Origin of the sequence: Thalassospira lucentensis, from assembly GCF_050516545.1 — a bacterium.
GTDB classification, from domain to species: Bacteria; Pseudomonadota; Alphaproteobacteria; order Rhodospirillales; family Thalassospiraceae; genus Thalassospira; species Thalassospira lucentensis_C.
This window is the reverse complement of sequence record NZ_CP191544.1, coordinates 329,373-342,210: the sequence shown is the minus strand read 5'-3', so window position 1 is coordinate 342,210 and position 12,838 is coordinate 329,373. Positions and strand designations below refer to the sequence as shown.

Genomic DNA, 12,838 nt, shown 5'->3' with positions numbered 1-12,838 from the left:
ATCTATGTTGAGGCCGCCTGGTGTTATTTGCAATCTTCGTCGAATTCAGGCAGCGAAGATGCCATTGAAAAAGTCGGAATACAGCGTGACCAATACCGCACCGCAGCCTAAGACTCAGCCGAGCCTAGATTCTCTGGTTACCCTTGTCGACAGCGATATGAAGCGCGTCAATCAGGTAATCATCGACAATATGCACAGCGAAGTCGCTCTGATCCCGCAATTGGCAACCCATCTTGTCGCAGCAGGCGGCAAACGCATGCGTCCGATGCTGACCCTCGCGTCGGCACGGCTGTGCGGCTATGGCGATGGCCCGGATGCTGTTGATCTGGCAGCGTGCGTTGAATTTATTCATACCGCAACGCTTCTTCATGACGACGTGGTTGATGAAAGCCAGCTACGCCGCGGGCAGGCTTCGGCCAATGCCCTGTTTGGTAACGAAGCCAGCGTTCTGGTCGGTGATTTCCTGTTTGCCCGTGCCTTTGTTGTCATGGTCAAAACCGGATCCCTGCGGGTATTGGATATTCTGGCACAGGCATCTGCCGTTATTGCCGAAGGCGAAGTTTTGCAACTTTCGACCGCCAATGACATGGGCACATCCGAAGAATCCTATCTTGAAGTGATCACTGCGAAAACGGCTGCCCTGTTTGGCGCGGCATCGCAGATCGGCGCGGTCATTGCCAAACGTTCTACCGACGACGAAGAAGCCCTTCGCCTGTATGGCATTTACCTTGGCACGGCGTTCCAGCTTATTGACGACGTTCTGGATTATTCCGCCCACCAGGCCACTCTTGGTAAAACCGTGGGTGATGACTTCCGCGATGGCAAAGTCACCCTGCCGGTGATCATTTCCTACGCCAAGGGCGATGACGAAGAAAAGGCGTTTTGGCGCCGTTGCATGGAAGACCAAAACTTCGAAGATGGCGACCTTGACCGGGCGCAAACACTGATCCGTAAATATGACGCGCTTGATGCGTCGATGGATCGAGCGCGCGAATATGGTCAGATGGCGATTGAAACCCTGACCCGCTTTGAAGATGGCGCAATCAAGGATGCCATGATCGAAGCTGTCGAGTTTTGTATTTCCCGTCCTTATTAAAGGACGAGATGGGATTGGAAGAAGCCTGATCCAGAAGCCATCTGAATATCGCATGCCGGGGTTACGGGTGTTTGACGCAAAAAAATCTTGCGTCCTCTAGCGGAAACCATTATCACCCGGCTTCGCAGAATGACGGAGCGTAGCTCAGCCTGGTAGAGCACTGTCTTCGGGAGGCAGGGGTCGGAGGTTCGAATCCTCTCGCTCCGACCATCATTGATAGAAGTATCAAACGAAAAACACCTTGGCAGAAATGCCAGGGTGTTTTTCGTTTATGGCCGGATAAATCAGTTAACCACGATCAACGACCGTCAGTCTTTAAACGTCACGCCATATTTATCGAGCAAAGCTTTCTCTGCCGCGCCACTCAGTGCGACCCGTCCCTCATTCCAGATTTTTATAAGTTTCTGTCTTTCTGCATTAGGAATTTTGGTCGAGAAGATCGGTCGTTCAACCAGTTTGGTTTCTAACCCCGGACGGATGATCTTAAGGTCTTCATTCAGGTCCAACTGATTTAAAACATACTGCAGGACCAGCTCGTTATCCGCATATTGATCGACCCGATTTTCTTTGATCATGGTAAATATCCGGTCCACCACATCATCGTAACCAGAGATCACTTCAATGAAGTCCGAATTTCTGGGGTCATCAATATAGCCTTGATAGGCCAGACTGGCTGAGCTGTAATCCCAGCCCGGTCCTGTCGCGATGCGCCGACCTTGCAGCGATTGAATGCCGTTATAAAGCCAAGGATCGTCTCGCCGGACCACAAAGGCCGTTATATAGGAAAATGTTTTTTCATAGGCATAGACGAAGCCTTTTTCCGCCGTTCCCGAAAACACATATTCCGGCAGCATGTCGCAAAGCCCGTCCGCAACCATCGAAAGCCCTCGTGCCAGCGGGACTTCGTAATATTCCAGCTCATAACCGTGAGAGAGGTATATTTGGTTGACCATATCAATGACAACGCCGCGTTCAGGCACCCCATCAGACGGGAATATCGTCATCGGGGCCCATTGATCATAACAAACCTTCAAGGTTGCTGCCTGTCCGGGACGAGGCAAACCAATCATCGTAGCAAGGATCAGGAAGACAAACAGACGATGCATTTTCTTACCTTTCAACGCGGTCGCGACCTTTATCCTTGGCCCCATAAAGCTTCAAATCAGCACGTTTGAACAATGCGTCGATTGAATTGTCTTTTGCCTCGGATGCGGTAACCCCGAAACTGACGGTGTAAGTAATTGTCTTACCGTCAACATCCAAACTTGCCTTGGTAATGGCCTGTCGTAATTTATCGGCAAGATGACCGGCATCCTCAATTCCCGTATCGGGAAGAAATATTGCAAACTCCTCCCCACCCAGCCTTCCGAGGATGTCCTCTTCCCGCAGAAAGCTTTGAACCGTATGGGCAAAATGCATGAGAACCTTGTCACCGACAAAATGACCATGCGTATCGTTGACCGTTTTAAAGTGATCTAGATCCATCAAAATGAAGGAAGCAGGCGATCTTTGCTCTTGCGAATTTCGGAGTAAATTCTGCGCTGTTTCAAAGAAATTTCCGCGATTCAGTGCCCCGGTCAAAGAATCGTTCGCCGCAAGATCTTTAAGCTTCTCATTCAAAATCTGCAGTTCTTCAGTGCGCTTTGCAACCGCTTCTTCAAGCCAGTTTCGCTTGGCTTGCTCATCTTCCAATAGCTGCTTATGGCCGGCCTCCATGGCAGAAAGCATATTGTTCATATGGTCCTGAAGTTTGCTGACTTCATTATTCTCGGTAATGGAAAGATTGATCCGCTTGCTGAAATTTTGGCTGTGCTGAACTTCATCGACTTGCGACATCAAATTTTTCAACGGCGTTGCAAGAAAACGGTCAAAGGCCCAGACAAACAACCAGAAGAGAACCGTTAGCTTTATGATTGCGGTGATCGCGATCAAGGCAAAGCCAAACAAGACGCGATCCAAAACGACTTCCGACGATGAATAAAGTGTGAGCGACCCTAATGTTATTTCCTGCTCATTTAGCAGCCAATTTAGGTCTGATTTCTTATCGAAAAGGGACAAGGGGGCGGACTTTTCACCATAGGACCTTTTAGAAACAATACTTTCGCCGTTCTTATCAAAAATATCGACACCGACGATGATCGGCATTTTGAGAAGCCCGGTCACCAACGCATCAAGTTGCTTTTGATTGTACTGCCACAAACTCGTCGCGATAGGAGCGTTAACTGTTTGTTCTAATTGCTCCAATTCGCTTACGATTGAGCCTTGTGTTTTCACATATTCGGTCAGGAACTGCAGGCTTGTGACCAAACACGACACCCCCAAATAGATGGAGAAAATCACACGCAACACTTTTTGGGATAGATTGTTCGGACGCAGAAAATTGGTAACCATTCAAGTCAACACTTCCCGATAAACTTCATAATTAGAGCTATCTTATCCATTCTCAGAACTGTTCGGGCCAACTGATCATTGGGATCGCTCAGGATAACCGGGCTCTGGTTCATCTTTTGTTGATGTTAAGCGGCTTGTCGCGAATGCGCTAGGTGTCGTTTTCTAAAAGTCTGTTTTTGGATATCACGAGCGCTGACACCCCCTTGAAACTGGTAACCGTTTAGCGGTGTCTTTCCCGTGCCTTTATTTGGTATTACTCAGCCCGCAAGCGATGACCCTTTAACCTTCGCACAGCCCGGTCGACAGGCTCACAACCGGACAAATTTTTCCCGCGAAACACCCTAATTATGCTTGATCCCTGCCGTAAGAAGAGCTAAACCTCCCGCCACTGACGGAGCGTAGCTCAGCCTGGTAGAGCACTGTCTTCGGGAGGCAGGGGTCGGAGGTTCGAATCCTCTCGCTCCGACCATCAGTCGGGCGGTCTTTCACTGAAAGGCCGCCCGTTTTCGTTTCGACGATAATGAATGCCCCTTACCAAGCACCTACCCTGTCCCTCGGCAACAAAATGCCGAGACGACGGAGCCCATCAAGTAGTAGGTCTTATATTGCACCTGCAAATCCGCGTGCTGATTTTCAATCCCTCGATCTAGCATCCTGAAACGTTACATTCTCAAAAGGATGGGGGAACCCACGATTCCGGATGTGGAATCGCGGTCCCACCACATAAAATTCGGTGATCGCGCCAATTTACCGTGTCTTTGTAGGATAATAACAATGTCGGCATTAAGCCCCGGAAAAATACGCATTCCCGTGCGCAAATCCTACTTTTGAGTAGTTATGCAAGTTATTTTTCGCCCGACACGAAAGATATTTTCTTGCGTGGATGGCGAAACAAACTTGCCCATACTTGCGAAATACGCTTATGCTTCGCCCCGCAACATAAAGTTCGGGGAGAAAACCGCCCCAATAATAAAAGCAAAAGGCGGTAGTCGGCCTCACGTGGTATTACCAATTTCGGACTTCTTAGGGAGGAAGACGAATGACTTTTTCTAAAATGCTTAAATCGGCAACCTGTGTCGCAGTTCTTGCTGCGGCCGCTTTTACGGCTGCACCGTCTGATGCAGATGCTCAGGAACGTGTTCGCTGGAAAATGGGCTCCACCTATCCAGGTAGCCTGACCCAGCTTGGCACCCTTGGTAAGCGCGTCGATGAAAAAATCGACCAGGTTTCCGGTGGCAACATCAACATCAAATTCTATGAGCCAGGTGCACTTGTACCGGCACTCGAAGTTTTTGATGCTGTTTCGACCGGCTCGATTGATGCCGCTTTCTCCACCCCGGGTTACTGGGCTGGGAAAGTTCCGGCACTGCAGTTGTTCGGTGCTGTTCCGTTTGGCCCGCAGGCAGGTGAATATCTTGCTTGGGTTAAATTCGGCGGCGGTCAGGAAATCTTTGACAAACTCTATGCTGACCATGGCATCAAGTCGTTGTTCTGTGGCCTGATCGCACCAGAAGCTTCTGGCTGGTTCTCCAAAGAAATCAACTCGCCTGAAGACCTTAAAGGCCTGAAAATGCGCTTCTTCGGTCTTGGCGCAAAGGTTATGGAAAAGCTTGGCGTTTCGACCCAGCTTCTTGCGGGCGGCGACATCTATCCAGCACTTGAGCTGGGCACAATTGATGCAACCGAATTCTCCATGCCGGCGATTGATCTGAAACTTGGCTTCCATCAGGTTGCCAAATACTACTACTTCCCGGGTTGGCATCAGCAGTCGACCCTGTTCGACCTGATGATGAACAAAGAAAAATGGGATGCCCTTTCCGATACCCAACGCGCCCAGATCGAGTCTGTCTGTAATGACAATCTCGCATATGGTTTTGCCGAAGGTGAAGCAATCCAGTTCGCGGCCCTGAAAGAACTTCGGGAAAAAGGCGTGAACATCAAAAAATGGTCGCCTGAAATGCTCGACGTAATGCGCGGAGCATGGGAAGAGGTAGCAGACGAACTTTCGAGTGAAGATGCTGCTTTCAAGGATGCCTATGCAAGTCTCCAGGAGTTCCGTGCGAACTACAAAATCTGGAAAGACATCGGTTATCTCGACTAATCCAACAGGTCTGAACGACTGCCAAGGCGGTCGATAAGAACAAGTCTCGGCAAGGCCGGGTGCCAAGTGCCCCGGCCTTGACCGCGAAAGAAAGACCCGGGAGACCTTCTATGGAAGCGCTACTAAAAATTAGTGACGGCATTGACAATGTTGTTACGCGCGTGGGGAAGCTGGCATCCTTACTTGCCATTCCTTTGATGTTTGTCATCATCTATGACGTAATCCAGCGCAAGTTTGGTGGTCAGGGTTCGATCAAGCTCCAGGAGCTTGAATGGCACCTTCATACCGGCCTGTTCATGCTGTGCTTTGGATATGCATATGTTCGCGATTCCCATGTTCGCATTGAACTCATCCGTGATCAGCTACGTCCGCGCACGCGTGCCATCGTTGAAATGATCGGCGGCATTCTGTGTGCTTTACCGTTCTGTGCACTGGTGATCTATTTTGGTTTTGATTTTGTCGTTCGGTCCTATGACAACAACGAAGTTTCTGCCGCGACAACCGGCTTGACCCATCGCTGGATCATCAAATCAACCATTCCCATTGGCTTTGGCCTTCTCGCCATGGCGGGGCTTTCAATTTTCCTGAAATGCTACGTCTTTGTCTTTGGCCCGACAAACCTGCGCAAACGTGCCGGGTACTATGTCGGCACTCACCACGCAGACCTTGGCGACGTTGCCAAGCTCGAAGACTGAGCGGAACGGGGATAAATCCAAATGGATAACTTCTATATCGAAGACTGGTTTCCGCTGTTCATGTTTGCCTCTTTAGGCTTTCTTGTCTTTACGGGGCTTCCAGTCGCATTCGTCATTTCAGGCATCGGGATCGCCTTTGGCTTCCTTGGCATGGCCTATGACGTTTTCTCTTTCATTGAATTCTTCAATATCGTTTCACGCATCTGGGGCGGCATCTCCGAAAACATGGTGATGGTTGCTGTTCCGATGTTCATTTACATGGGAACGATGCTTGAAAAAAGTGGCGTTGCAGAAGACCTTCTGGAATGTCTGAACATGCTGCTGCGCAAGGTTCCTGGCGGTTTGGCCCTGTCTGTTACCCTGATGGGAACGATTATGGCCGCCACCACCGGGATCATTGGGGCATCGGTCGTTATGATGACGCTTCTGGCCCTTCCGGTCATGCTGCGCCGTAACTATGATCCGTCCCTTGCAACCGGGACAATTGCTGCATCAGGGACACTTGGCATCCTGATTCCGCCATCAATCATGCTGGTTCTGATGTCCGACCTTCTGTCGGTTTCGGTTGGCAACCTGTTCTTGGCGGCAGTTATGCCCGGTCTTCTTCTGGCCAGCTTGTACACAGTTTACATCTTTGTTCGTTGCCAAATAAACCCGTCACTGGCCCCGCCCCTTCCAGAAGGCGAAGCCGTACACGGTATGGATCTGGTCAAGATGATGTTTCGTAGCTTCGTCCCGCCAGTCTTCCTGATTGTTCTTGTCCTTGGTTCGATCTTTGCCGGTTTTGCCACCCCGACCGAAGCCGCTGGCGTTGGTGCGGTTGGTTCAACATTCCTTGCACTGGTTAAAGGTCGCTTGAAATGGCCGGTCCTTAAGGACGTTTGCGAACGTTCAGCCCTGACAGGTGCGATGCTGTTCTTCCTGTTTGCAGGTGCAACGGTGTTTTCCTATGTCTTCCGTTCGCTTGGCGGTGATGATCTGGTCATTGATCTGGTCGAAGGTGCCGGTCTTGGATCATGGGGCGTTCTGCTTCTTCTGATGGTGATCATCTTTGTCCTTGGCTTCTTCTTTGACTGGGTTGAGATCACCCTGATCGTTCTTCCGATCTTTGCACCGGTCATTGCCCAGCTTGATTTTGGTCATCACCTTGATATCGGTGGCATTCAGGCATCAGAAGCACAGATCCTGACCTGGTTCGCAGTCCTTGTGGCAGTTAACTTGCAAACAAGCTTCTTAACTCCGCCCTTTGGCTTTGCCCTATTCTATCTTAAAGGCGTCGCGCCAAAATCGATCTCGATCCAGCAGATATACAAAGGCATCATTCCCTTTGTTCTCCTGCAGGTCGTCGGGTTGATCTTGGTGATGTATTTCCCAGAGATCGCTTTGTGGATGCCAAATACGCTGCTTGAATAGGACGATCTGATTTTGCAAAAAGGCGCTGTTTGAAAAAAACAGCGCCTTTTTGTGATCGACCTGCACGCATCGCCCACCCACCCAAAACATTTAAACCGCCCGGATCAAAGATCGGGCGGTTTAAATGTTTTCAGACGTATCGATTTTAGGGATGCAACGCCCGTTCACTGGGCAATTGCAACATGCGACCCATCAGATAGTCGACATCATCAGAATCAAATTCGACACCAAGATCGCCATACTGGGTCAGAACCCGCTCGATCATGCGGCGTGAATACCGTTCTTTATCTTTTTCCCCGCCGTCAAAACTGGTTTCGCGGGCGACTTCGATCGCTGCACGCACACCGGGGAAGAAATGTTCTGGCAAATCCGCCTTATTATAGATCGCCTCAAGACCAAACGGTCCGCTGTCATGAATAAGAATGCGGGTATTGATCAAGGACACACCGGCACGCTTTGCCAAGGCAGCTTCAAAGAACGACACATCGCCCATGCACAATGCCCGAAGGATCAAACCACTGGTCAATCGGTTATTGGTATGAAGATGTTCCACCAGCAACTCGACATCGCGATCTTCAACCCCGTCGCCAAGAAGCCCGATGGTCGCGCTTTCCTGCGACTGGGTCATGACGGCATTGACGATGCCTTCGGGGATATGTCCGCGGGAAATCAATTGCGCACGCATGCGATCCGATACCAATGTCACCAGCCGTTCTGCAATCGTGATCGGCAAATGATTGCGTTCAATCATCGGTTTCTGGATGCGTTCATTGTCGCCAAAATCACTAACGACTTTCTGAAGCGTAATTTCACTGATCTCTGCCCCTTGGTTGGACATCAGATCAACCATCACATCTTCATGGCCGATATCAACCAGGGTGGCCGACACAATTTCCGACACATGGGCGCGCGACGCAATGGCACGCTGCTTTTCGACACTGTCGGTATTGTCACCAATGATATCAACGAGGTCATCGTCATTAAGGACCTCGGAAAATTCAAGAACCGGAAGTGCCACTTCGTCCACATCGCGGGCAAGAGTTGCCGCCACATCGTGCGGAACCAGCGGCGTCTGCGCAAGGTTCTTTGCAAGCGCCTTGCGCACGCGGACCTCGGCATCGCGGATCATCAGACGGAAGATATCTTCAGCCAGAACACGTTCGCTATCCGAAAGCGTTTCCGTGGTAAATTCACGGCTGATCTTATCGGCTGTCTCAGCGCGATTTTGCCCGGAAGGGTCCTGAACCAGCTTGGTCAGATCGTCTTTGGTGATACGTGGCAATAGATATCTCCTGGCACGCTTATCAAATGGCTGCCAATTCACACACCCAGACTATACTTGTGGCGTTAAATCGACAATCATATTTTCCCCAAATGGGGCACAAGTTCCTGATTTTCAACCATCCTGAAGTTTAAGCTATCAACCAATAGTCAATAAACCATCTCTAACAAACAATCATTTACGAACCTTCTGCCGCAAAACACACCACCACACGATCCCGTTTTCGGCTCTTTCGGCCAATTCACGTCAAATTGACTAAACTCAAATCCGTGATGTATCAAATATGGTATGGATCGTCATGAATTGCCAATAAGCAGAAAAATTAGCTGCCGTGTTGACCAAACGGTCACCCCGCAACGTAATAGCGTAATAGCCTGATCGCAGACAGTCCCGATCAACGGGAAGAATCATAAGAGAGAGGCCCCTAAATGACCTATACCCGTAAACTCGCCTTTGCAGTCACCTCTTTGGTCATCCTTGCAACCGCACCGGCAATTGCCGGAGACGCCGCCAATGGTGAGAAACTTTTTAAACGCTGTGCCGCCTGCCATAGCACGGATGCGGGCGTAAACAAGGTTGGTCCCAGTCTGGCCGGTTCAGTTGGCCGGGAATGCGGCACTGTTGATGGCTATAAATATGGTAGCGGCTATCAAGCTGCATGCGAGAAGGGCTTTGTCGCCGACGAAGCATTTCTAACCGACTACCTTAAAGATCCGTCCGCAAAACTCAGTGAGATTGCCGGTTCTAAACAGCGCTCCAAAATGGCCTTCAAGCTCAAAAAAGAAGACCAAATTGCCGACGTTATCGAGTTTTTGAAAACCAAGTAACGCACCGCTCAGCTTCAAAATATAAAAATGGCCGGATGCACAATACTCCGGCCATTTTATATGTTCGTGTCATTAAAGCGCGGACCTTGTTATGCCGCTTTCCGGCGACGTCCAAGTTCCTCGCCAATCGCGCGCATCTGTTCGACAACGGCAATGTTTTCGACCGAGGTCACTTCAAGGTTTCGGTCCTCATAGACATCATTATCCGGATGCTTTTCGCGCCAATCCGCGACAGTCCGGTCACGTTGGCGGATCAGTTCTTCTATTTGCGGACGATACAAAACCATCATGCCCGATACCCATCGGTTTACCGGCCAGGATGGCTGCGCATGATCAATCACAAAGCCTTCAAGCATGGAAAGGACATCTTCGGCGTCATACCAGACTTCGCCAGTGACCCAGCGGTTGGTCGTAAACAAACGCTGGCAAAAGCCAAACTCATCCATCGAAAATGCAACCAGATGCGACAAAGCATCATTTGCGCCTTCAGGGTATTCGACCCCGTCAATCTGTTTGGGTTTACATTTATCGGGCATACCGCGCGGGCGCATAAAGGTATGGAAATGACCATGTTCATCCCAATCACGCCGTTCTTCCTTAGGATGTGCATGATAGTAAAATTGTGCATGTGATTGCCGGTCATAGACATCCCCTTCGGGATAGTGTGACCACTCATAGAACGAACCGGAATGCTTGATCAGTTCCCCGACGATGTTGTCGCCCGTTGCTGTCAAAACGCGGTGACATTCCATAACATCACGCCCCGCCGCCAACATTCTTTCAAGTTGGCTGGTCGGCATGGAAGTCCAGTCGATTGCAATTTCAGTCATATAAGCACCAGCATCTTTGCGATCCGCTCAAGAATTTCCGCAAAGGCAGAATAACCCGTATCCCGGCCCATCGGGCCAATGAATACCGATCAACAGTTAGTGATTTCGGCCTGGTTTGCAACAATCATCCATCAGAACGCGGTGTTTTCTGCAACAATTTTAATCGACATACATCACGCGAAAGCCAATCAGGATATGCTTAAGATGCTCTGGCCGACCATGCTGTGCGGCAGGGCGACAGACACCACAGCCACGATCGTCCCACGACCCACCTTTAACAAGCCGATAACCCGCTTGCTTTGAGGTTGATGTCCATTCAAACACCTGCCCGACCCCGTCATAAAGCCCATAAGGGCCTGCCTCGAACTGGCCAACAGGCATGGTATCAAACGGGCCGCGATCCCCGCTGTTTAACCGTTCGGGGTCAAAGATATTTCCCCACGGATAGAAAACACCATCGGGTCCACGCACGGCTTTTTCCCAGAAAAGCTCGCTCGGTAGACGCCACTCTTTACCCGTTTTCGTGCTCAACCATTCGGTATAGGCGACCGCGTCCTGCCAGGACACCAGAACAACCGGATGATTGCCCCGCCCTTTTGGCGGATTTCCCTTGGACCACAGGAATGGCTGGACCGTATCGTAGTTATAGATAAGCCCCTGCCTGTTCCATTCTTCCTGGCTAATTTCGGGGGCTGGATAGTCCGTTTCCTTGACGAACATAGCGTATTGGTCATTCGTCACAGGCGTTTTGCTGATGTGATAGCCCAGAAGATGGACCCGCCACTTGTCGGTTTCGATATCGTACCAGCGATTCCGCCGACTGATATCGTGACCATAGACCTGTTCATCAATTTGATAGGCATATTCGCGTTCGACAGAGTCCGAGCCCTGCCAGAACCACCCGGTGGGGATTTCAACCACTTCAGGCACAGCGTCATCGGCCTTTGCTGATGACAGACCTGCAAAGGCGACAAGACATGCCGCAGCACAAATTTTCTGTATGGAAGCGATACTGTCCCCGAACTTCATAAGCGATTTCCATCCTGATCGGATTTGGTTCTCACGGTTTATTTAACCGGCCCTGCGACCTTATCTTACAGTCGTTCTAACCATTAACATGCGTAAATTTGACCGTTCTTTCAATCAGTTTGACGATTTTATTGCCCTTCGCCCTTTGCAACTCAACGTGAACTTGTCGATCATAATATGGTTTCTCCTCCTTATGCCCACACGCGCCTGTCACATAACAGTGAAACTATGTGACGCCGCTCCTCTTGTGAATTGAACCATAGTGCCCCTACCGACGGCCGCCGAGTGTACGTCGGCTTTGACATTTCAGGACTTTCAGAGAGGCAATAATGACCAAGAAATCCAAAAGTTTCGCCCACAAAGCTTTGATCCCGGCTCTTGCAATGGGAACCAGTCTGGCGATGGCAACCCCGATGGCGATGGCGGCCCCGCTTCCGGCACCAACGGCCGAAGTTGCAAGTTGCGCGCCCTGCAGCCCCTGTGCTGCCAATCCATGCGCTGCCAACCCATGTGCCGCAAATCCATGTGCTGCGAAAAAGATCGTAAATCCTTGCAGCCCATGTAGCCCATGTGCCGCCAATCCGTGTGCTGCGGCAAACCCGTGTGCGGCAAATCCATGCGCTGCCAACCCTTGTGCGGCAAAATAACCAAACCGCATCTTGGAAACAGCAAAGGGGCGATGCATATGCACCGCCCCTTTTCGCGTGTCTAACACCTATGTGGTGAGCAAAGCTTAGTCACGAACAACCATCACCGAACAATCGGCATGGCGCACAACCCGGGCCGCATTTGGCCCCAAAAGGTAATCTTTGAGTTCTGGACGATGGGCACCAATAACGATCAGGTCACAATTGGTTTTCTTCGCCATCTTCAAAATCACCTCATAGACCGTTCCCTGCCCGATGATGTGCTGCACTTTGATCTCTGAAGGAATATTTGCAGAGACAAATTCATGCAGACGTTCGTTATAGGCATCAAGAACTTTGGTTTCGTAGCCCTTCGGGAAGAACTGACCAACCATCGACATGCCAACAGTGGGCACCACTGTCAGAACATGCAAACGTGCGCCAAAGCTTTGCGCCTGCTTGATCGCGACCGGAACGGCCTTCTTCCAAGAAGAGTCATGATCAAGATCTACTGTAACCAGAATATCCTTATACATGGTCATTCTCCC

The 12,838-nt window shown here is 50.3% G+C and carries 12 protein-coding genes and 2 tRNA genes; 7 read left to right on the top strand and 7 right to left on the bottom strand.

The annotated features are described in order from the left end of the window. Positions 1–58: 58 nt before the first annotated feature. Entirely contained in the window at positions 59–1,096 is a 1,038-nt protein-coding gene (locus ACQ0MK_RS01435; protein WP_430474517.1) for a polyprenyl synthetase family protein, read from the top strand. Positions 1,097–1,229: 133 nt separating this feature from the next. Continuing rightward, positions 1,230–1,306, top strand: a tRNA-Pro gene (locus ACQ0MK_RS01430). A gap of 98 nt (positions 1,307–1,404) precedes the next feature. On the opposite strand, the gene ACQ0MK_RS01425 is transcribed toward ACQ0MK_RS01430, so the two are convergent. After that, on the bottom strand, positions 1,405–2,202 hold the full coding sequence (locus ACQ0MK_RS01425; protein ID WP_430474516.1) for a substrate-binding periplasmic protein: 798 nt from the start codon (positions 2,200–2,202) through the stop codon (positions 1,405–1,407). Between the two features lie 4 nt (positions 2,203–2,206). Beyond that, positions 2,207–3,487 (bottom strand): GGDEF domain-containing protein, encoded by a 1,281-nt coding sequence (locus ACQ0MK_RS01420; RefSeq protein ID WP_430474515.1) that lies wholly within the window; start codon positions 3,485–3,487, stop codon positions 2,207–2,209. A gap of 392 nt (positions 3,488–3,879) precedes the next feature. On the opposite strand from ACQ0MK_RS01420, the gene ACQ0MK_RS01415 reads away from it, so the two are divergent. The 4 genes from ACQ0MK_RS01415 (at position 3,880) to ACQ0MK_RS01400 (ending at position 7,696) form a co-directional block, all read left to right on the top strand. Then, positions 3,880–3,956 (top strand) — tRNA-Pro (locus ACQ0MK_RS01415). A 570-nt stretch (positions 3,957–4,526) separates the two neighbouring features. Beyond that, positions 4,527–5,588: a TRAP transporter substrate-binding protein gene (locus ACQ0MK_RS01410; protein WP_430474514.1), complete on the top strand. Its 1,062-nt coding sequence runs from the start codon at positions 4,527–4,529 to the stop codon at positions 5,586–5,588. A gap of 110 nt (positions 5,589–5,698) precedes the next feature. After that, positions 5,699–6,283, top strand: coding sequence for a TRAP transporter small permease subunit (locus tag ACQ0MK_RS01405; protein WP_430474513.1), 585 nt, complete (start codon positions 5,699–5,701; stop codon positions 6,281–6,283). Positions 6,284–6,304: 21 nt separating this feature from the next. Next, entirely contained in the window at positions 6,305–7,696 is a 1,392-nt protein-coding gene (locus ACQ0MK_RS01400) for a TRAP transporter large permease (RefSeq protein WP_430474512.1), read from the top strand. Between the two features lie 145 nt (positions 7,697–7,841). Here the strand turns inward: ACQ0MK_RS01400 and ACQ0MK_RS01395 are convergent, their stop codons facing one another. Beyond that, on the bottom strand, positions 7,842–8,978 hold the full coding sequence (locus tag ACQ0MK_RS01395; RefSeq protein ID WP_430474511.1) for a DUF2336 domain-containing protein: 1,137 nt from the start codon (positions 8,976–8,978) through the stop codon (positions 7,842–7,844). A 428-nt stretch (positions 8,979–9,406) separates the two neighbouring features. On the opposite strand from ACQ0MK_RS01395, the gene ACQ0MK_RS01390 reads away from it, so the two are divergent. Then, positions 9,407–9,805: a c-type cytochrome gene (locus tag ACQ0MK_RS01390; RefSeq protein ID WP_430474510.1), complete on the top strand. Its 399-nt coding sequence runs from the start codon at positions 9,407–9,409 to the stop codon at positions 9,803–9,805. An 89-nt stretch (positions 9,806–9,894) separates the two neighbouring features. Here the strand turns inward: ACQ0MK_RS01390 and ACQ0MK_RS01385 are convergent, their stop codons facing one another. The 4 genes from ACQ0MK_RS01385 to ACQ0MK_RS01370 form a co-directional block, all read right to left on the bottom strand. Continuing rightward, positions 9,895–10,635, bottom strand: coding sequence for a DUF6969 family protein (locus ACQ0MK_RS01385; protein WP_430474509.1), 741 nt, complete (start codon positions 10,633–10,635; stop codon positions 9,895–9,897). Positions 10,636–10,794: 159 nt separating this feature from the next. Next, on the bottom strand, positions 10,795–11,664 hold the full coding sequence (locus tag ACQ0MK_RS01380) for a formylglycine-generating enzyme family protein (RefSeq protein WP_430474508.1): 870 nt from the start codon (positions 11,662–11,664) through the stop codon (positions 10,795–10,797). Between the two features lie 268 nt (positions 11,665–11,932). After that, complete coding sequence (locus tag ACQ0MK_RS01375; RefSeq protein ID WP_430474507.1) at positions 11,933–12,349, bottom strand: hypothetical protein; 417 nt, start codon at positions 12,347–12,349, stop codon at positions 11,933–11,935. Between the two features lie 48 nt (positions 12,350–12,397). Next, on the bottom strand, positions 12,398–12,826 hold the full coding sequence (locus tag ACQ0MK_RS01370) for a universal stress protein (protein ID WP_350043014.1): 429 nt from the start codon (positions 12,824–12,826) through the stop codon (positions 12,398–12,400). Positions 12,827–12,838 lie beyond the last annotated feature (12 nt).